Genomic DNA, 19,374 nt, shown 5'->3' with positions numbered 1-19,374 from the left:
TGGCGCAGTGGGCTGAAAAATCAAAAAGGCAAAGACACTCAGGCGAGCGGCGGGGCGCGAGGATTGGCCGAAGGCCAGGTGAAGCGGGCAGGGAGGTCGGCGCTGACGATGGGCGCCAGCGGCGGGCTGTGTTGTTCCGGCAGCACCGCCAGGGTCAGGCTGGAGTTGAACGCCGGGCCCATGCCGCCGCCGACGGAGCACAGCGGGCAGCCGAACGCCTTGGACAGGGTCGGCAGTTTTTCGTCGGTGGGATTGCTGGTCAGCGGCGCCTGGGTGGCCGGGTCGACCGTACAGAACTGGCCGCCGATGCCGTTGAGCTGCATCCCGACCATTTGCCCGTGACCGATGCTGCAGGCGAACACATTGAACAGGACGCAGCAATAAAGCATCCAGGCCAGCAGTGAACGATCGGAACGGGTGAATTTCATGGGGCGGCACTTTACCGTACCGCTGATCGGTCGTGCACTTCAAAAAAAGCCAACTAGGATGATTTGTTCAAATCCCTTTCAAGGATTTTCAACCATGACCTTTGTGATGGCTCAATGGCTGGTGACGATTTTTGCAATGATCGCCCTGGTGCATGTGTATTGGGCGTTGGGTGGACAATGGGCGGCGGTGGCGGCAGTGCCGCAAGTGCCAGTGCAAGGTCTGGTGACGACAGTCCGACCGGCGTTCAAGCCGTCAGGCTGGATCACCTTGCTGGTGGCGGCAGCGTTGTTGGTGATTGCCGCGCTGGTGTGTATGCGGGTCGGCTGGGGAATGCCGGCCGTGCATCACCAAGCGTTGCAATGGGTGATCAGCGCGATTGCGCTGTTGATGTTTGCCCGGGCGATCGGCGATTCGAATCTGGTGGGGTTTTTCAAGGAGGTGAAGGGCTCGCGGTTTGCGCGGCTGGATACCTGGGTGTATTCGCCGTTGTGTCTGGTGCTGGGGGCGGGGTTGTTGGCGGTGGCCTGGGTTTGAGCTTTGAGCTTTGAGGTGAATTTGAGGTCGCTTTCGCGAGCAGGCTCGCTCCCACATCTGGAATGCTTTTCCCCTGTGGGAGCGAGCCTGCTCGCGAAAGGGCCAGTCCAGACACCATAGCTGTGAAACTAGCTACCGCTTTCGGTCCGCCGGCTACTCACCTCAGCCGGTACATCATCCCCCGCCATGCGCTTGCGGAACAACGCCGCCCGCGCCAGCAGCAAGGTGGTCACCGGCACGGTAATCGCCAGCAGGATCGGGATCAGCCAGGCGTGCAGCACCGGCCCCGATTTCAATGCCGAAAAACAAATGATCGAGGCCAGTGCCACGCACCACGCGCCCAGTGTCGAGGCCAGTGCCGGCGGGTGCATGCGCTGGAAGTAATCTTTCATGCGCAGCATTCCGATCGCGCCGATCAGGGCGAATACGCCGCTGAGCACCAGCAGGATCGCCACCGGAATCTCGATCCACAGCGACAGTTCAGCATTCATTCGATCACCTCGCCACGCAGCAGGAATTTCGCCAGGGCAAAGGAGCCGACGAAGCCGAACAGCGCGATCAGCAGCGCTGCCTCGAAGTAAGTGTCGCTGGAGTAACGGATGCCCAGGGTCAGCATCATCAGCATGGCGACGATGTACAGGTAATCCAGGGCGAGTACCCGGTCCTGCGCCGACGGCCCCTTGAACAGGCGAACCAGGGTCAGGACCATCGCCATCGAGAACAGGAACAGCGTCAGCAGAATCGCGTTCGACAGTAACGGGCTCATTCGAAAATCTCCATCAACGGCCGCTCGTAGGCAGTCTTGAAGTGGTGGATGAATTGCGCCTCGTCATCCAGATCCCAAACGTGCAGCAGCAGGATGCTGCGATCCAGCGCCAGCTCCGACCAAACCGTGCCCGGCACCACCGTGCAGATCATCGCCAGTGTCGCCAGGCCATGTGCGTCGCGCAGATCGAGCGGCACTTTGACGAAGCGCGAGCGTGGAGGCCGGCGCCCGGCGTTGAGCACGCCCCAGGCAACGACCAGATTGGAAAGCACCACGTCACGCCCGACGAGGAGGAACAATTTGATAATCGTCCCCGGCCGGCGAATGCGCGCATGTTTCGGGCGCAACTTGCGCATCATCAAGGGTGCAGCGAAACCCAGTATCGCTCCGAGCAGCAGGTTGCCCGGGCTGATCGACAGGTTCAGCGTCAGCCACAAAGCCCACAGTGCCAGCGACAACCATGGCGCAGGAAACACACGCTTCATGGTTGCACCTCCAGCATCGCCGCCTTGGCTTCAGGGCTTGGCACGGCGCGGGTGCCGAGCACCGCCATGACATATTGCTGCGGATTGGTCAGCGCTTCGGCGGTCGCCTGGGTGTAGCGCAGCAGCGGCTCGGCCTTGAAGGTCAGGGCGATGCTCAACCCCAGCAGCAGGAAGATCGGCGCGCATTCGAGTTTGCGCAGCAGTGGCGAAGGTCGCTCCTCTGGCGTCCAGAAGCGCTGGATGCCCAATCGCGAAAACGCCATCAGCGAGGCCAGCCCCGACAGGATCAGCAGCACCAGCAATGCCCAGGCCGCGTTCGAGATCGGCGCGTCAGTGCCCAGTCCCAGAGGATTGAGCAGGGCAGCGATCAGGCCGAGCTTGCCGATGAATCCGGACAGCGGCGGCATGCCGATGATCAGCAGCGCACAGGCGATGAAGCTCAGACCGAGAAACGCCATGGTCCACGGAATGACCTGACCGACCACGGCCTTCTGTTCGTCGTCGAGGTTGATGCCCTTGGGCGGTTGCAGGGATTCCTGGGGGCGCGGCAGCAACTCGCTTTCGTCTTCCAGCGGAATCTCGTTGGCCGAGCGCGAGCGCTCGATCAACTCGGCCAGCAGGAACAGCGCGCTGAGCGCCAGGGTCGAGCTGACCAGATAGAACAGCGCCGCGCCGATCAGGTTCGGCTGGGCGAAACCCACCGCCGACAGCAGGATTCCTGCCGACACCAGAATGCTCAGGCTGGCCATGCGTTCCAGACGCTGTGCGGCCAGAATCGCCAGCGCCGCACAGGCCATGGTCGCCATACCGCCGTAGATCAGCCAGTCGCCACCAAAGAACGCCGAAGCCCCGGCCTGCCCGGAGAACAACAGCGTCCACAGGCGCAGCAGGGTGTAGGCGCCGACCTTGGTCATGATCGCGAACATCGCCGCCACCGGTGCGCTCGCCGACGAGTAGGCCGGCACCAGCCAGAAATTCAGTGGCCACATGCCGGCCTTGGCCAGGAACGCCACCGCGAGAATTCCGGCGCCGGCGTGCAGCAAGCCACGGTCGGCTTCCGGCACCAGCGGAATCTTCAGCGCCAGATCGGCCATGTTCAGGGTGCCGGTGACGCCGTAGATCAGCGCCGCGCCAATCAGGAACAGCGACGAGGCCAGCAGGTTGATCGAGATGTAATGCAGCCCCGACGACACCCGCGCCCGACCCGAACCGTGCAGCAACAGGCCATAGGAGGCGGCGAGCAGCACTTCGAAAAACACGAACAGGTTGAACAGGTCGGCGGTGAGGAACGCACCGTACAGGCCCATCAGTTGGATCTGGAACAGCGCGTGGAAGCTCGACCCTGCGCCGTCCCAGCGTGCCATGGCGAAGAGCAGGGCGCTGACGCCGATGATCCCGGTCAGCACCAGCATCAGTGCCGACAGGCGATCGACCACCAGCACGATGCCGAACGGCGCCTGCCAGTTACCCGGCAGGTACACGCCGATGGAGCCGGGAACGCCAGTGGTTTGCGTCCACTGCAGCAGCATCACCGAAATGAACAGGCCGACGAGGCTGGAGAACAGGTTGATTTTCGCCTTCAGCGGCCGGTGCTTCTCGCCGAGCATCAACATGATGGCGGCGGTCAGCAGCGGCAGCAGGATCGGTGCAGCGATCAGGTGAGTCATCGCCATCATTCCTTAGGCTCCCGGCCGTCCACGTGGTCGGTGCCGGTGAGGCCCCGCGACGCGAGCAGCACCACCAGGAACAGCGCGGTCATGGCGAAGCTGATGACGATGGCGGTCAGTACCAGGGCCTGCGGCAGCGGATCGGTGTAGTGCAGCAGATCCTGGACCACGCCGTCCTTGATCACCGGCTCCTTGCCGATGAACAGGCTGCCCATGCTGAAGATGAACAGGTTGACCGCGTAGGACAGCAGGCACAGGCCCATGACCACCTGGAACGTCCGTGGTCGCAGCACCAGCCAGACGCCGGACGCGGCGAGTACGCCGATGGCGATTGCGATGACTTCTTCCATCAGACGGCTCCTTTGCTGGCGACGGACTTGGGTAGGGACGCGGTCTTGTGACCACGCACCGATTGGTGGGCGAGGGCGGTGAGGATCAGCAGCGTCGAACCGACCACCACGGCGTACACGCCGATATCGAAGAACAGCGCGCTGGCGATATGGATGTCGCCCAGCAGCGGCAATTCGAAATGCCAGGTGTGGGTGGTCAGGAACGGATAACCGACCGCCATCGCGCCAAGGCCGGTAGCGGTGGCGAACAGCAGACCGGTGCCCATCCAGCGCAGCGGTCGCAGGCTCATTTGCGCCTCGACCCACTGCGTCCCTGCGACCATGTATTGCAGGATGAACGCCACCGACATCACCAGGCCTGCGACGAAACCGCCGCCCGGCTGGTTGTGGCCACGCATGAACAGGTAGAACGACACCACCAGCGCAATCGGCAGCAGCAGGCGCACCAGCACCGCCGGCACCATCATGAAGCCGAGCGCGGTGTCGCTGGCGGTACGCGGGTTGACCAGATCGGTGACCACGTCCGGCGCGAGCAGGCGTTGCTGGGCTGGCAGTTGCAGGCTTTCTTTCGGCGGGCGGAAGCGTCGCAGCAGGGCGAACACGGTCAGGGCCACGGCCACCAGCACGGTGATTTCACCGAGGGTGTCGAAACCGCGGAAGTCCACCAGCATCACGTTGACCACGTTGCTGCCACCGCCCTCGGGCATGGCGCGACTGAGGTAGAACGACGAGATGTCGTTGGGCGTCTGCCGCGTCAGCATTGCGTAGGACAGCAGCGCCATGCCGGCACCGACGGCGATCGACAGCAGCAAGTCGCGCAGACGGCGAATGCGTGCCTTGCGCAGGCTGCTCGGCAATGGCGAGACTTCTTCGATGCGTCGCGGCAGCCAGCGCAGGCCGAGCAGGATCAGCACCGTGGTCACCACTTCCACCGCCAGTTGCGTCAGAGCCAGATCCGGCGCCGAGAACCAGACGAAGGTCACGCAGGTCATCAGGCCGCAGACGCTGACCATGGTCAGGGCGGCGAGACGGTGATACTTGGCCTGCCACGCGGCGCCGAGGGCACAGGCAATCGCCAGCAGCCACAGGGTGACGAACACGATGGAACCCGGAATCTTCGGCCGGTCGCCCCAGCTCAGGCTGCTGTGCAGCATCGGGATCAAGCCGGCGAGCACCGCCGCCAGCACCATGAGGAACAGTTGCATCTGCAGGCGTCGGGTGCCGAGTCGGCGTTCAACCCGACGGGCCATGCGCATCATCACCACCAGACTGCGCTCGAACAGCCGCTTGCCGTTGAAACGGCCTACCAGCGGCGGGTATTTGAAGCGTCCACGCTTGAGCTGGTTGCGCAGCAGCAGATAGACCACGATGCCGCCGGACATGGCAATCAGGCTCATGATCATCGGGGCGTTGAGGCCGTGCCAGATCGCCAGGCTGTACTCAGGCAGGGTGCCGCCTACCACGGGCAGCGCGGCGGCCGCGAGCAGCGGGCCGACCACTTGCGCCGGGAAGATCCCGACGACCAGGCAGGTGAATACCAGCAACTCCACCGGCGCACGCATCCAGCGCGGTGGCTCGTGCGGGGTGTGCGGCAGATCGGTGGCCGGCGGGCCGAAGAACACATCGACGGTGAAGCGCAGCGAGTAAGCGACGCTGAACGTGCCGGCGATGGTCGCGACAATCGGCAGCGCTGCTTCGACCCACGCGGTGGCGTTGATGAACACGGTTTCGGCGAAGAACATTTCTTTCGACAGGAAACCGTTGAGCAACGGCACCCCCGCCATCGACGCACTGGCAACCATCGCCAGCGTCGCGGTGAACGGGATCAGTTTGATCAGACCGCTGAGCTTGCGGATATCGCGGGTGCCGCTCTCGTGGTCGATGATGCCGGCGGCCATGAACAGCGAAGCCTTGAAGGTCGCGTGGTTGAGGATGTGGAACACTGCCGCGACCGCCGCCAGCGGGCTGTTCAGGCCCAGCAGCAGGGTGATCAGGCCCAGATGGCTGATGGTCGAGTAGGCCAGCAGACCTTTGAGGTCGTTCTGGAACATCGCGCAATACGCGCCGAGCAGCAGCGTACATGCGCCGGCACCGCTGACGATGTAGAACCATTCTTCACTGCCGGACAGCGACGGCCACAGGCGTGCGAGCAGGAATACCCCGGCCTTGACCATGGTCGCCGAGTGCAGGTAAGCCGAAACCGGGGTGGGCGCCGCCATTGCGTGCGGGAGCCAGAAGTGGAAGGGGAACTGGGCGCTTTTGCTGAGTGCGCCGATGAGGATGAGGGGAAGCAGGATAGGGTAGAGGGCATGTGCGCGAATCTGATCGCCGGCGGCCAGGACCTTGTCCAGGTCATAGCTGCCGACGACATGGCCGAGCAGCATGACCCCCGCCAGCAGGCATAGTCCCCCGGCGCCGGTGACCATCAGCGCCATGTAGGCGCCACGCCGCGCATCGGCGCGGTGGTGCCAGTAGCCGATCAGCAGGAACGAGAAGAGGCTGGTCAGCTCCCAGAAGAAAACGATCTGGATCAGGTTGCCGGAGATCACCAGGCCAAGCATGGCGCCCATGAACGCCAGGAAGAAGGCAAAGAAACGCGGCACCGGGTCGTCCGGCGACATGTAGTAACGGGCATATAAAGAGACCAGGGTGCCGATGCCGAGAACCAGCATCGAGAACAGCCAGGCGAAGCCGTCCATGCGCAGGACGAAGTTCAAACCGAGGCTGGGCAGCCACATGAATTCTTCGCGGATCACGCCGCCATGGGCGATTTGCGGGTACAACAGCGCGACCTGCACGGTGCCGATCAGAGCGACCAGACCAGCCAACAGGGATTCGGTATTACGCGCGTTGTGTGGCAGCACCGCTGCCAGACAGCTGCCAATGAATGGCAGAAGCAGTAGAACTATCAGGGACATAGGCTTCTAATCTGCGGAAGTTTGTGAAGCATCATACGTGCCAGCTCCCTGATTACCAAACGCCAGGATGTCTCAGAATCCTACAAAGTAGTCTGGATATTTCTGTTTAGCATTGTTTCAGGGAGATGGATGTTGCTTGGGATGGTCGCATCGCGAGCAGGCTCACTCCTACAGGGGGAACGCATTTCGATTGTAGGAGTCAGCCTGCTCGCGATAGCTATGGTTCAGGCACTCTAGATATGGCGGATTAGCCTTGTGTTTCCCGCTCCAGTTCAGCGTCGACTTCGACAACCTTACCCTTGGTCTTCAACTCGCTGACAATCACCGCCGCCACAATCAGCCCGGCGCCGACCAGGGCAATCGCCGGCAAGCGTTCCCCGGCGATCCGCCCGGCGATCCCGGCCCACACCGGCTCACCGGCATAGATCAAGGTCGCCCGGGTCGGCGAAACGCTTTTCTGCGCCCAGTTCATCGCCACCTGAATCGCCGCACTCGCCGCGCCCAGACCCAGTGCGGTCACCAGCAGTGTCGAGGAAAAGTCCGGAATCGTCTCACCCGTCGGCACCACCAGCAGGAACGACAACACCGACGTCGTGGCCAGTTGCACCACGGTCACCCGCCGCACATCGACCTGGCCGGCATAGGTGCTGATCAGAATGATCTCGGCGGCAATCGCGATCGCACTGATCAGCGTGGCAATTTCACCGGGGCTGAAATTCAGCGACGCGCCAGACGGCCCGGACAGCAGCATCAAGCCGGTAAAGGCCAGCATGATGCCGATGCTCGGCATCAACCCGGGCCGACGGCCCAGCACCAGCCATTGCAGCAACGGCACGAAAGGCACGTATAGCGCGGTGATGAACGCCGACTGGCTGCTCGGGATCGTTTGCAGGCCCACCGTCTGCAAGCCGTAACCGAGCATGATCGCCACGCCGATAAAGGCGCCGGCCTTGAGTTCGAACAGGGTGAGTTCGCGCAGATGGCGCCAGGAGAACAGCGCGACGATGCTCGCCGCAGCGGCAAAACGCAGGCCGACGAAGAACATCGGGCCGCTGACGGTCATGGCGTGTTGCACCAGCAGGAACGTGCCGCCCCAGACCATGGTGATCAGCACCAGCACGCACTCGGCCTTGCTGAAGCGGGAGAAGCGCGGAGGCGTGGAGGAACCGTTTGCTGACGTCATGACCTTGCACACTATAAAAGGCAGGACGCACAATGCGCCCAACGTTGCGCAGTATACTGCCCAATCCCACCAAGTGAGCAATATAGTGCACAAAGATTCCAGCCAGCGGGCGTCCGTCCTGCAACACGTCAGCCAGAACGTCCGGCGCCTGCGCCACGCCGCCGACATGAGCCAGACCGCGCTGGCAGAAAAGTCTGGCGTCAGTCGACGCATGCTGGTGGCGATCGAGGCCGGGGAAAAGAATGTCAGCCTGACCACCCTCGACCGCGTCGCCGAAGCCCTCGACGTGGCCTTCAGCGACCTGATCCAGGCCCCCGACGCCCGCGACCCGAGCCGCATCAACGAAGTGGCCTGGGCCGGCACCATCCCCGGCAGCAAAGCGGTGCTGCTGTCCAAAGCCACTGCCACCCGCGAGGTTGAGCAGTGGGAATGGTGTCTGCAACCGGGCGAGGTCTACCCGTCGCAACCGGACGCCGATGGCTGGAGCGAGCAGATCTACGTGTTCGAAGGCTGCCTGACGCTGATGCTCGGTGAGCAGCATCAGCAGATCGCGACCGGCGAATTTTTCATGTTTGCCAGTAATCAACCGCACAGCTACCGCAACGACGGCGACGTGGCGACGCGGTTTGTACGTAACGTGGTGATTTGAATGAATCAACGTGCAGACATCCTGATCATCGGCGGTGGGCTCAGCGGCACCATGCTGGCCGTGCAACTGTTGCGACTGCCTGGCCAGCGCCAGATCCTGATCATCGAACCGCGCGCCGAACTCGGTCGCGGCGAAGCCTATAGCGCGGTCGAACTGGGTCATACGCTCAACGGCAACGCCGCGCGGATGAGTGTCGATCCGGACAACCCCGATGACCTGACCCAATGGTTGACTGCGCACATTGCCAGCGATGGCTGGCCAGAGTCTGCCGAGCAGGATGTGCCGGTCAGTGAGCTGTTCCCGCCGCGCGGACTGTTTGGCGTGTATGTGCAGCAGCGTCTGGCCGAGGCGCGGATCGTCGGCGCGCAGCAGGGTTCGACCGTTGAGCATCTGCGCGCCGAAGTCGTCGATCTGCAAGTCGCTGCCGATTCGGTACAACTGACCTTGAGCGATGGTCGGCATGTAGGCGGCGCCTATGCCGTGCTCGCCACCGGCATGTTTCCTGCCGCACGCACGCCGCAGAAAGACTCCAGCGGGCTCAATGCCGCTGCGCTCGATCCGCGGGATGTCGCGGCCATGCGCCAACTCGATGCGCAATCGACGGTGCTGATCATCGGTTCCGGGCTGACCATGGTCGATGCGGTGGTGTCGCTGGAACAAGCCGGGCATCGCGGGCCGATCGACGTGTTTTCCCGTCACGGACTGTTGCCCCATGTGCGGCGCCAACCGCCGGCGTGGGTGGATTTTCTTGCTGAAGATCTGAGCATCCGCACACCGCGACAGTTGTTGCGCGAGCTGCGCAGGCATTGCCGCGAGGCGATCGCTCAGGGCATCGATTGGCAGGCGCCGCTGGACACAGTGCGGGCCCATATCGGACGGTTGTGGAGTCAGGCGACTGATGTGCAGCGCCGACAATTCGTACGCCATGTGCGGCCGTGGTGGGAGAGCCATCATCACCGTTCGCCGCCGTTGAGTGCGGCATTGGTGGAGCGCTTGCACAACGAAGGGCGGTTGCGGATTCAGGCGGCGTCGTTCAAGGGGCTTGAACCGGTGGCGGGTGAGGGTGTGAGCATTCGCATTCGGCGTCGGGGCGAGGTGGAAACCTGTGTGGTACAGGGTGCAGCGCTGATCAATTCCAGCGGCATCGAGTACGACTGGCGCCGCGTCGCGCGGCCGCTGCCCCAGCAGTTGTTGGCGCGCGGGCTGGTGCGCCCCGGGCCGTTGGCCTTGGGGATTGCGGCGACGGTGGACGGTGCCGTGCTGGACGCTCAAGGGCAGGCCGGCAGCCGGCTGTTCGCCATGGGCCCACCGCTGCGCGGGATGTGGTGGGAGAGTACGGCGGTGACGGATGTGGCATTGCAGGCGAAGGCGCTGGCGGCGCGGCTGGTGGGTTGAAGGCAGACCGGCTTGCAAAGATCCCTGCAGGAGTGAGCCTGCTCGCGATAGCGGTGGGTCAGTCACATCATTGCTGAACGTGCCGACGCCATCGCGAGCAGGCGCACTCCTGCAGTGTTCAGTCAGCGCGGCAGTACATTCATCAGCCAGCGCTGGCGGATCTGCTCAAGGCTGCCATCGGCGCGCAAGGTTTCCAGTGCCTTTTGCCAGCGTGCGACCTGCTGCGGATCGGTCTGCAGCGAGAAGGCAATGTAGGTGTCCTGATGCATCAGCGGAATCTGATACTGCAAGCGCCCCGGTTCCATGCCTTGGGTGCGGGCCAGTGCGGCGGTGGACAGGGTGTCGGAGACCACGAAATCGGTCCGGCCCAGGCTGAACAGCCGCATCATCTGCTCCGGGGTTTCGACGCCCTCGAGGTTCTTCAGATCTTGCTGTTGCAGGTAGCTGTAGATCAGCCATTTGCGCGGCACGCTGATGCGCCCCGCCTGATCGGCCTCCTGCAGGGTGCGTACTGGCGGTTGGTTGTAGGCATGGCCGTAGAGGGCGGTTTCGACCTCGATCAGCGGCCCGACCCATTGGTAGCGGTCATCGCGCTCGTCGGTCCGCAAGACGGTAAATACCCCAGTGTTCGGGGTTTCGCTGGCGGTGCGCAGGGCGCGCAGCAACGGCACCTGTTGCAGAGTGATCCGGTCGCCGGTCTGTTCGGCCAGCGCGCGAACGATATCGACGCCATACCCCACCAGTTGATCGCCTTGCTGAAAATGCAGGGGCGGGTGGTTGTCGGTGAACAGTTGCAGGTCTGCCGCATTGGCCGCCAGGGCCAGGAGTGACAGCAGGCACGCGGCAATCCGTTTCATGAATCGTCCCTGAAAAATTGAGCGCGAAGCTTAGTACGGGCCGGGGGTGGCTGTCGTGAGGAATGTACGGGGCTTTTGCGTCAGAAGCCAAGGCGGATTGGCAGAGCCGGCGCATGCAGAAACATTGTGGTGTGCCTGGCATTTGTGGCGGGTACACAATCTGTGGAAGCGAGCCTGCTCGCGAAAACGGTGGATCAGTCAACATTTGAAGTGACTGACCTGGCCTATTCGCGAGCAGGCTCGCTCCCACTTTGGTTTTTGTTGTGCCTGCATGGGTGGCAGGCACACGGGGATGTGGTGGCTGGACGGTTACGCCACCACGCGATAGCACGGCACATATGCCGCGCCGCCCGGCAGTTTCATCCGGTGCTGGGCAACGAAGGCTTTGAGCAGCGCATCCAGCGGTTGCATGATCGCTGCGTCACCTCGGATCTGGTAAGGCCCGTGTTCTTCGATCAAACGGATGCCCTTGTCCTTGACGTTGCCGGCCACGATCCCGGAGAACGCGCGACGCAGGTTGGCCGCCAGTTCGTGGGCCGGCTGGTCGCGGTGCAGCTTGAGGTCGGCCATGTTTTCGTGGGTCGGATCGAACGGACGCTGGAAGCTTTCGTCGATCTTCAGCAGCCAGTTGAAGTGGAACGCGTCGTTGCGCTCGCGGCGGAACTGCTTCACCGCTTTGAGGCCAGCGGTCATCTGCCGGGCGACTTCGGCCGGGTCGTCGATGATGATCTGATAATGCTGCTTGGCCGCGTCGCCGAGGGTGGCGGTGACGAACGCGTCGAGTTGTTCCAGATACGGTGCGGCATGTTTCGGCCCGGTCAGGATCACCGGGAACGGCAGGCCTTCGTTGTCCGGGTGCATGAGGATGCCCAGCAGGTACAGGAACTCTTCGGCGGTACCGGCGCCGCCCGGGAAGATGATGATGCCATGGCCGACACGCACGAACGCTTCCAGACGTTTCTCGATGTCCGGCAGGATCACCAGTTCATTGACGATCGGGTTCGGTGCTTCGGCAGCGATGATGCCCGGCTCGGTCAAACCGAGGTAGCGCCCGCCGTGGATGCGCTGTTTGGCGTGGGCGATGGTCGCGCCCTTCATCGGGCCTTTCATCACGCCGGGGCCGCAGCCGGTGCAGATGTCGAGGCTGCGCAGGCCCAGTTCGTGGCCGACTTTCTTGGTGTATTTGTACTCTTCGGTGTTGATCGAGTGACCGCCCCAGCACACGACGATCTTCGGCTCGACGCCCGGGCGCAGGGTGCGCGCGTTGCGCAGCAGGTGGAAAACGTAGTCGCTGATGCCCTGCGAGGTGCTCAGGTCGATACGTTGGCTGTCGAGTTCGTTTTCGGTGTAGACGATGTCGCGCAGGGCGCTGAACAGCATCTCGCGGGTGCTGGCGATCATTTCGCCATCGACGAAGGCGTCGGCCGGGGCGTTCAGCAGTTCGAGGCGCACGCCGCGATCCTGCTGGTGAATGCGGATTTCGAAGTCCTTGTAGGCTTCCAGAATGGTTTTTGCGTTATCGACATGGGCGCCGGTATTGAGGATGGCCAGGGCGCACTGGCGGAAGAGGGTGTAGGTGCTGCCGGATCCGGCTTCGCTCAGTTGCTGGACTTCACGTTGAGAAAGGGTTTCCAGGCTGCCTTTCGGGCTGACCGAGGCGTTGATTACGTGTCGTTGGGTCATGCAATGATCCTTAAAACGATGTCATTCCAATAGCAGGCAAATGGCATCCGAATAGTGTGTATCCATGAATGAAGATGGCACGATCTGCGCTGTACCGCCATGTCCCCGTTGGACGCTGAAAAGATGAAAAGGGCCCCCAGCATAGCTAAATCGCGGAGAGAGGCGATAATGCGCAGCGAGTTTTTTCCATTGCCCTTTTTATCGCTCAAGGAAGTCATCACCGATGTTCGAGATTCAGCCGATGGACGCAGCAACGTTTCGTCAGCAGACGCGCCGCAGCACGCTGATCATTGCCGTGCTGTTTCTGGTGCTGGCGATGGGGTTTTCCACGGCGGCAGTGGCGCTGTTCGGCGAACCCGGCGGGGATAATCTGCGCTTCAACGTCGGCGGGGTGTTCGTCGCGTTTCTGCTGACGGCGGCGCTGATGCGCGGGCAGTTCTGGCAGCAGGCATGGATGGCGCCGGCGGTCTATAGCTGGCGGCTCAAACGCAGCCTGATGAGCGTGACCAACGTGATGCATCAGGTGACGGCGGCGGTGGAGCAGAACGATCCGAGCGCGATGAAGGTGCTGCGTTTCTACCATCTGGGGCTGACCCAGATGCACGAACTCGACGGCAACTCCAGCGATCATGCGCAATTGCACCGGGAAGTCGAAGCGCACAAGGAGCGGATGCAGGCGCTGGGTCTGGATATCGACCAGAAGCGCCTGGATCCGGCCTGGCTGGCAGCCTTGAAACCGGCTGCGCGTTAAAACGGGATGCGGCTGGCGCGGCGCAGTTTCCACGTGCGGATCAGGCGTCCATAGACCAGCAGGTTGATCACCAGCACTACGCTGCCCAGTGCCAGCTGGATCTGCGGCGTCAGCCCGGCGGGGTAGATGATCGGCCAGATGTAGTGCTCGATGAAGCCGCCGGCGTATTCGGTCTGCCCGGCGGCGTGGCGCATCAGGTTTTCCCAGTAGGTCAGCGGGCAGGTCAGGTGCAACACCTCGACCGCCACCCCCCATGCAGCGGCCGGCAAATGCAGCCACATCAAGCGTGGCCACTTGAGCACCAACAGCCCGCCGAACAGCACGAACAGAATGAATGACAAATGAAACAGCACCAGCCCGTCGGCTGCGATTCGGTACAGCATGTCGTCTCCCTGACGCGATTGTGAAGGGCTCCATGGTACGCCGACGGCGGCGTATGGGCGCTGTGATTTAGCGCAAGTGCGCAAGATTGTTCAAGCCGCGAAGGGGGGTTTGCTGGCAGAGTCTGCGACCGTTTCCTCGGTTGAAGAGCGTTATGTCTGACTCACTTATGCCGCGCAGTGCGTTTCTTCGCGGCGCAGCGGCGATCATGCCGTTATCGCTGGCGACAGCGCCGTGGGGGCTGCTGGCAGGCTCCATGGCGATCGAAGCCAATCTCACACCGCTGCAGGGGCAGGGCTTGTCGAGCATCGTGTTTGCGGGCGCCGCGCAACTGGTGGCGATCGGCATGCTCAAGGGCGGTGCCGGGATGTTCTCGATTCTGCTGACCACGTTGCTGCTGACCTCGCAGCATTTGTTGTACGGGATGAGCATGCGCTCGGTGATTTCGCCGCTGCCCGCGCGCTGGCGCATCGGTCTGGGCTTTTTGCTCACCGATGAACTCTTCGCCCTGACCAGTCAGCATGACCGCCAGCAGTTCAATCGCTGGTACGCATTGGGCGTCGGCCTGACGTTCTACGTTGCCTGGAACCTCTTCACCCTCGCCGGCATTGTGTTGGGCCGCAGCATTCCGGGGCTTGAGCATCTGGGCCTGGATTTCTCGATTGCCGCGACGTTTATCGCGCTGATCACACCGGTGGTGCGCAACGTGCCGACCGTGGCGTGTGTGGCGGTGTCGTTGTTCTGCTCGGTGCTGTTCAGTTATTGGCAATGGGGCTCGGCGCTGGTGCTGTCGGGGCTGGCGGGGATGACCGCAGGATTTGTCTGCAACAAGCTGTATCGGGGGCGCACATGATCATCTGGGCAGTGATTTTCGGCATGGGAATCCTGGTGTTTCTCAACCGTTACGTGTTTCTCGAACCGCGCCTGCCGGTGCGATTGAGCAGCAATGCGCGGCAGTTTCTCGGGTTTGCCGTGCCAGGAATGTTGACGGCGATCTGCGGACCGATTGTATTCATGCCGGACAAACAGTTGAATCTGCAGTGGGATAACCCGTATTTGCTTAGTTCGCTGGTGGCGATCGGGCTGGTGTTGTACACGCGCAATACTTTGCTCAGCATGCTATTGAGCATGGCGTTTTTCTTTTTGTTGCGCTGGTGGTTGTAAGTTGCACTGGTAAAATTGTTCTACGCTTTAAGGATTCAGGTTCCTTTCATACAGGCGAGGTGCACATGACGACCGAGCAAGAGCGTGCGGATGAAGACGAAGACGTCGATGAGCCGACTGAAGAAGAGATCGAGCGTGAGAAACGCAAGGAACAGACCTGGAAGCACGATGATGACAAGGAACTCACAGGGCCCGATGTGAAGTTCTGAATCCGTTTTGCGAAAAGCCCCGCAATTGCGGGGCTTTTTCGTTGTTTCAGAGGTCTTCCAACTGTGGGAAGTCCGGGTGTGACGCCCGATAACCCAAGGTCCTGTCGATCCACGCGTTGAGCTCGTTGACCATCACTGGCGGGTGGCCGGGATAGCTTTCCAGGGTGCTGCACAGGATGCGTTCGATGTCTGGCACTGAACGCAGGTTTCGGGTCTTTATGTAGTGGCCGATAAAACAGTCGAGTTGAAAGCGTTCTGTCATCGACAGATAGATACACTCCAGGCCGTTGGCCTGATTGATTGCAAAATCGTCGCGCAACTTAGTTCTCTGCAAGGTTTGTTAAAGTTGTAGGGGATTCCTGGTTTTGTTGACTCTTTGGTCAACTGATATGCCAATTGGAAATACGGCGCGCATGCTATCCGTAGTGCATCTGAATGTATGTATGACGGTTGAAATTCAGACAGGCGGTTAGTTCGCTCAAACGACTGTTTTGTCAGTGACTGTTTCGCCGTTGAAACACCCGGTGTAACGCCCGGGAATCACTTCGCAGTACGTCTTTTGTTAACGCTTCCGAGCAGCGGATCTGTAGACCCTTCGGCCATGAGTGCGCTTGCGCAGCGGTCAGTCGCACTGAAAGCGCCATTTATTCTGAAAATGCCAATTACAACTTGCCACTGCACGATGCAATCGACGACCATGCTCGCCATATAGGGGTAGGGGGTATAGGTATGTCACACATTCACGAACACAAAGACGAACTGCTCAACCGCGTCCGGCGCATTGCCGGGCAGGTGCAGGCGGTGGAGAAAGCGCTCGAGGGCGACGCTGACTGCGCCAAGACCTTGCACCTGGTGGCGGCGATTCGCGGGGCGGTCAACGGTTTGATGGAGCAATTTATCGAGGCCCACACCCGCGAGCACGTGGCCCATCCCGACCTCAGCGACGAACAACGCGCCCAGGGCGCCGAAGATTTGCTGCAAGCCATCCGCCGTTATTCCAAATAGAGCATGACCTTCATGAGCCTGACCCCAAGCGCAGACCGCTTCAGCCACGATCACCAGTTTCTCGGCGCGTCCCACGACGAAAACGCCCGCCGCACCTTGTGGGTGGTGGCGCTGACGTTTGTGATGATGATCGGCGAGATCGCCGCCGGTTATATCACCGGATCCATGGCGTTGCTGGCCGACGGATTCCATATGGCGACCCACGCCGGCGCATTGGGCATTGCCGCGGCGGCTTACGGTTTCGCGAGGCGCAACGCGAACAACCGGCGCTACAGTTTCGGTACCGGCAAGGTCGGCGATCTGGCCGGTTTCGCCTCGGCGATGGTGCTGGGGCTGGTGTCGCTGGGCATTGCTGGCGAGTCGATTTTTCGTTTGTTCGAACCGACCACCGTGGCGTTTGGCGAAGCGACCGTGATTGCCATTGTCGGGTTGGGCGTAAACATCCTCAGTGCCTTCCTGCTGATGGGCCATCACGGTCATGGTCACGGCCATCAGCATGACCACGGTCACGAACATCATCACCATCACGACAACAACCTGCGCTCGGCCTACGTCCACGTGCTGGCTGACGCCCTGACCTCGGTGCTGGCAATTGCCGCGTTGCTGGCCGGGCGTTACCTCGGTTGGGTATGGCTGGACCCGGTGATGGGTATTGTCGGCGCAATCGTCATCGCCAAGTGGGCCTACAACCTGATGCGCGACAGCGCTGCGGTGCTGCTCGACGCCACTGATGAGCCCGTGGCGGCGGAGATCCGCGAGCTGCTGGAAACCTCCGACGATGTGCGCATCAGCGATCTGCACGTCTGGCAGGTCGGCCCGCAGGCGCGGGCGGCGATTGTCAGTGTGGTGGCAGCCGCCGGCGTCACCGCGCAGGCGATTCGCGAGCGGTTGGCGCCAGTGCATGAGCTGTCGCACCTGACCATCGAGTTGCACAGCGCTTAAGGCTGTACCGCGCTGAACAGCGCAATCCGTCCATTGAGAGATGGGCGGTAATGCCAGGCCAGTCGCTGCAGATTCACACCCTGCTCAAGGATTTCTTTGACAGTCGCAGCGGCAATGCTCAGCGCCAGCGCTTGCCCCGGACACTGATGCCGCCCGCTGCCAAAGCTGAAACTGCGCCGATTCGGACGATCGAGCAATAATCGATCAGGCTGTTCATTTAACGAGGAATCGCGATTGGCCGAGGCCAGCAACACCAGAATCACCTCGCCAGCCTCGACCCGCACGCCATCGATCTCACAGGATTGCGCAACAAAACGCCGGGTGTTTTGCACTGGCGGATCAAGGCGCTGAACCTCGGCCAGCAGCGCATCCACTGATGCGTGGCGCAAATCAGGGTGACGCCGCAGCGCCACCAAGGCATTGCCGATCAGTCCGGCAGTCCCCTCAAACGTCTGCGAACAGAGTCCGATCAGGTTGGCGATCAGGGTTTCTTCATCGCCTTCAAATCGCTGGCCGATGGCCTTGAGCAATTCGCCAGGCGGTTCTGCCAGCAACTCGATGAAATAACCGCGTAGCTGCTCAGCGGCAGCATGGGCTGCCGCCAGTTGCAGATCATTGCTCAGTGGCGAAAGGCAGGCGACGAAATCCGCCGTCAGCTCACTGATCGTTCGACCCTGTGCCGGGCTGAAGCCCAGCAGCGAAGCGACCACGCACACCGGGCCACGAAACATCGCCTTATATAAGCCGTCGGCATCCGCTGTCATCAATCGCGCCGCCACCAGTGCGCGGACCTGGTTGTCATCGATCAACTGCAGCGCGGGTTCGACCGCTGAGCGTGGACAGCGCTGGCGTTCGCCGTCATTCATCCGCATCAACTGAGCAAATACTCGCCCGGCCATGCCCGAGGCAATCGCCTTGGGCACCGGTTCCTGGACTGGTCGCACCCGGCAATCGGCATGCGCCAACACCGCACACACCGCGCGGGCGCTGCTGGCCACCCACAGTTTCAGTTCGTGATGAAAGATCAATCCGCCCTGAGCGCGCAATTCGGCGTAGTAGGGATAGGGATCGGCGTGCGTCGCAGCGATGATCGGGTCCATGGTTCACAGCCTTGTCGTCAGGAAAGTGATGCGAGTATCTTCAGTTCGCAGCGACGACGATTCGTCGGGGAGCGAAATATGCACGCAGAACATCAAGACATCGGCGTCTCGCAAGTGGCTGCCGCCATCGCCGAACCGGCACGCACGAAAATCCTCTGCTCGCTGATGGACGGCCATGCTCGCACCAGCACCGAGCTGGCGGCCATCGCCGAAGTCAGTGCCTCGACCGCCAGTGCGCACCTGAGCAAGCTCAAGGATCTGGCCTTGGTGCGCTTGCACGTACAGGGCCGCCATCGTTATTACAGCCTCGCCGACCCACGCGTGGCGCAAGCGCTGGAAGCCTTGATGGTGATCGGCCAGAACGCAGCACCCACTTTCAAACCGCACACGCCGGACCGTCTGCAATTCGCCCGCACCTGCTATGACCACATGGCCGGGACGCTCGCGGTGTTGCTGCACGACCGCATGCTGGAAGCGGGGTGGCTGGTGGCAACCGACGAACAGGCCTATCGCCTGAGCGACAGCGGCGAGGCGTTGTTCGAGGGCTTGGGCATCGAGGCGCAGGACTTGAGTACCTTGCGCCGCAAATTCGCCTGCCCGTGCCTGGACTGGAGCATGCGCCGACCGCATCTGGGCGGTTCGCTGGGGGCGGCGCTGTTGCACACGGCGTTGAAGCGCAAGTGGGTCACGCAGGATCTGGACAGTCGGGCGCTGGCACTGACGACGCTGGGGCGCAGGGAGATCGGGGTGCGGTTCGGGGTCGAGTTGCCGGTAGAAGCACAGAGCAAAAGGTCGCAGCCTGCGGCAGTTCCTGCAGGTAACCGCGCACCTTTGTAGGATCCTGTGTTTGCACCTTGTGCCAATCCGATAGACTCGATACTGTACGCATAACCAGTATCGAGTCTT

At 62.0% G+C, this 19,374-nt stretch carries 23 protein-coding genes; 10 read left to right on the top strand and 13 right to left on the bottom strand.

Going from position 1 to position 19,374, the window contains the following annotated elements; genetic code table 11:
- Positions 1-38 precede the first annotated feature (38 nt).
- Positions 39-428, bottom strand: a complete 390-nt coding sequence (locus QMK55_RS01970; RefSeq protein ID WP_102357432.1) for a DUF2946 domain-containing protein — start codon at positions 426-428, stop codon at positions 39-41.
- 94 nt (positions 429-522) lie between these two features.
- Between QMK55_RS01970 and QMK55_RS01965 the strand changes: the two genes are divergently transcribed.
- Positions 523-963: a DUF3995 domain-containing protein gene (locus QMK55_RS01965; protein ID WP_102357433.1), complete on the top strand. Its 441-nt coding sequence runs from the start codon at positions 523-525 to the stop codon at positions 961-963.
- A gap of 128 nt (positions 964-1,091) precedes the next feature.
- Here QMK55_RS01965 and QMK55_RS01960 read toward each other — a convergent pair whose 3' ends face one another.
- From QMK55_RS01960 to QMK55_RS01930, 7 genes are all read right to left on the bottom strand, one after another.
- Positions 1,092-1,454 carry a Na+/H+ antiporter subunit G gene (locus QMK55_RS01960; protein WP_102357435.1) on the bottom strand — a complete coding sequence of 121 codons (363 nt, stop codon included), beginning with the start codon at positions 1,452-1,454 and terminating at the stop codon, positions 1,092-1,094.
- Positions 1,451-1,729, bottom strand: a complete 279-nt coding sequence (locus QMK55_RS01955; RefSeq protein WP_102357436.1) for a K+/H+ antiporter subunit F — start codon at positions 1,727-1,729, stop codon at positions 1,451-1,453. Before QMK55_RS01955 ends, QMK55_RS01960 begins: the two co-directional genes overlap by 4 nt.
- Positions 1,726-2,214 carry a Na+/H+ antiporter subunit E gene (locus tag QMK55_RS01950; RefSeq protein WP_102357438.1) on the bottom strand — a complete coding sequence of 163 codons (489 nt, stop codon included), beginning with the start codon at positions 2,212-2,214 and terminating at the stop codon, positions 1,726-1,728. The genes QMK55_RS01955 and QMK55_RS01950 overlap by 4 nt, the downstream gene beginning before the upstream one ends.
- Positions 2,211-3,890 carry a monovalent cation/H+ antiporter subunit D gene (locus tag QMK55_RS01945; RefSeq protein ID WP_102357439.1) on the bottom strand — a complete coding sequence of 560 codons (1,680 nt, stop codon included), beginning with the start codon at positions 3,888-3,890 and terminating at the stop codon, positions 2,211-2,213. Before QMK55_RS01945 ends, QMK55_RS01950 begins: the two co-directional genes overlap by 4 nt.
- On the bottom strand, positions 3,887-4,231 hold the full coding sequence (locus tag QMK55_RS01940) for a Na+/H+ antiporter subunit C (RefSeq protein ID WP_025111393.1): 345 nt from the start codon (positions 4,229-4,231) through the stop codon (positions 3,887-3,889). Before QMK55_RS01940 ends, QMK55_RS01945 begins: the two co-directional genes overlap by 4 nt.
- Positions 4,231-7,149: a monovalent cation/H+ antiporter subunit A gene (locus QMK55_RS01935; protein WP_320328548.1), complete on the bottom strand. Its 2,919-nt coding sequence runs from the start codon at positions 7,147-7,149 to the stop codon at positions 4,231-4,233. The genes QMK55_RS01940 and QMK55_RS01935 overlap by 1 nt, the downstream gene beginning before the upstream one ends.
- Before the next feature lie 247 nt (positions 7,150-7,396).
- Positions 7,397-8,332, bottom strand: coding sequence for a DMT family transporter (locus QMK55_RS01930; protein WP_320328547.1), 936 nt, complete (start codon positions 8,330-8,332; stop codon positions 7,397-7,399).
- An 85-nt stretch (positions 8,333-8,417) separates the two neighbouring features.
- Between QMK55_RS01930 and QMK55_RS01925 the strand changes: the two genes are divergently transcribed.
- Together QMK55_RS01925 and QMK55_RS01920 are read left to right on the top strand one after the other, a co-directional pair.
- Complete coding sequence (locus tag QMK55_RS01925) at positions 8,418-8,981, top strand: XRE family transcriptional regulator (RefSeq protein WP_320328546.1); 564 nt, start codon at positions 8,418-8,420, stop codon at positions 8,979-8,981.
- Positions 8,982-10,376 (top strand): FAD/NAD(P)-binding protein, encoded by a 1,395-nt coding sequence (locus QMK55_RS01920; protein WP_320328545.1) that lies wholly within the window; start codon positions 8,982-8,984, stop codon positions 10,374-10,376.
- A 122-nt stretch (positions 10,377-10,498) separates the two neighbouring features.
- On the opposite strand, the gene QMK55_RS01915 is transcribed toward QMK55_RS01920, so the two are convergent.
- Both QMK55_RS01915 and ppnN read right to left on the bottom strand, forming a co-directional pair.
- Positions 10,499-11,233: a substrate-binding periplasmic protein gene (locus tag QMK55_RS01915; protein WP_320328544.1), complete on the bottom strand. Its 735-nt coding sequence runs from the start codon at positions 11,231-11,233 to the stop codon at positions 10,499-10,501.
- Positions 11,234-11,542: 309 nt separating this feature from the next.
- Positions 11,543-12,916 (bottom strand): nucleotide 5'-monophosphate nucleosidase PpnN, encoded by a 1,374-nt coding sequence (gene ppnN, locus QMK55_RS01910; protein ID WP_102357449.1) that lies wholly within the window; start codon positions 12,914-12,916, stop codon positions 11,543-11,545.
- A gap of 223 nt (positions 12,917-13,139) precedes the next feature.
- On the opposite strand from ppnN, the gene QMK55_RS01905 reads away from it, so the two are divergent.
- A complete protein-coding gene (locus QMK55_RS01905) occupies positions 13,140-13,667 on the top strand; it encodes a DUF3087 domain-containing protein (protein WP_102357450.1) in 528 nt (175 codons plus the stop codon).
- On the opposite strand, the gene QMK55_RS01900 is transcribed toward QMK55_RS01905, so the two are convergent.
- Positions 13,664-14,050: a DUF2784 domain-containing protein gene (locus QMK55_RS01900; RefSeq protein WP_320328543.1), complete on the bottom strand. Its 387-nt coding sequence runs from the start codon at positions 14,048-14,050 to the stop codon at positions 13,664-13,666. The genes QMK55_RS01905 and QMK55_RS01900 overlap by 4 nt on opposite strands.
- A gap of 152 nt (positions 14,051-14,202) precedes the next feature.
- Between QMK55_RS01900 and QMK55_RS01895 the strand changes: the two genes are divergently transcribed.
- From QMK55_RS01895 to QMK55_RS01885, 3 genes are all read left to right on the top strand, one after another.
- Positions 14,203-14,901, top strand: a complete 699-nt coding sequence (locus QMK55_RS01895) for an AzlC family ABC transporter permease (RefSeq protein ID WP_102357453.1) — start codon at positions 14,203-14,205, stop codon at positions 14,899-14,901.
- Positions 14,901-15,212 (top strand): AzlD domain-containing protein, encoded by a 312-nt coding sequence (locus QMK55_RS01890; RefSeq protein WP_177327350.1) that lies wholly within the window; start codon positions 14,901-14,903, stop codon positions 15,210-15,212. The genes QMK55_RS01895 and QMK55_RS01890 overlap by 1 nt, the downstream gene beginning before the upstream one ends.
- 65 nt (positions 15,213-15,277) lie before the next feature.
- Entirely contained in the window at positions 15,278-15,421 is a 144-nt protein-coding gene (locus QMK55_RS01885) for a hypothetical protein (protein ID WP_177327347.1), read from the top strand.
- 46 nt (positions 15,422-15,467) lie between these two features.
- Here the strand turns inward: QMK55_RS01885 and QMK55_RS01880 are convergent, their stop codons facing one another.
- Positions 15,468-15,740: a hypothetical protein gene (locus tag QMK55_RS01880; protein ID WP_102357455.1), complete on the bottom strand. Its 273-nt coding sequence runs from the start codon at positions 15,738-15,740 to the stop codon at positions 15,468-15,470.
- A gap of 410 nt (positions 15,741-16,150) precedes the next feature.
- Between QMK55_RS01880 and QMK55_RS01875 the strand changes: the two genes are divergently transcribed.
- Together QMK55_RS01875 and dmeF are read left to right on the top strand one after the other, a co-directional pair.
- Positions 16,151-16,426 carry a metal/formaldehyde-sensitive transcriptional repressor gene (locus tag QMK55_RS01875; RefSeq protein ID WP_102357456.1) on the top strand — a complete coding sequence of 92 codons (276 nt, stop codon included), beginning with the start codon at positions 16,151-16,153 and terminating at the stop codon, positions 16,424-16,426.
- Positions 16,427-16,438: 12 nt separating this feature from the next.
- Entirely contained in the window at positions 16,439-17,368 is a 930-nt protein-coding gene (gene dmeF, locus QMK55_RS01870) for a CDF family Co(II)/Ni(II) efflux transporter DmeF (protein ID WP_102357487.1), read from the top strand.
- On the opposite strand, the gene QMK55_RS01865 is transcribed toward dmeF, so the two are convergent.
- Entirely contained in the window at positions 17,365-18,468 is a 1,104-nt protein-coding gene (locus QMK55_RS01865) for a cytochrome P450 (protein WP_320328542.1), read from the bottom strand. The two genes, dmeF and QMK55_RS01865, sit on opposite strands and share 4 nt — an antisense overlap.
- 78 nt (positions 18,469-18,546) lie before the next feature.
- On the opposite strand from QMK55_RS01865, the gene QMK55_RS01860 reads away from it, so the two are divergent.
- Positions 18,547-19,305: a helix-turn-helix transcriptional regulator gene (locus QMK55_RS01860; protein ID WP_320328541.1), complete on the top strand. Its 759-nt coding sequence runs from the start codon at positions 18,547-18,549 to the stop codon at positions 19,303-19,305.
- The last annotated feature ends 69 nt before the right edge of the window (positions 19,306-19,374 follow it).

Source organism: Pseudomonas sp. P8_229, from assembly GCF_034008635.1.
GTDB lineage: Bacteria > Pseudomonadota > Gammaproteobacteria > Pseudomonadales > Pseudomonadaceae > Aquipseudomonas.
This window is presented reverse-complemented; position numbering and strand designations above follow the sequence as displayed.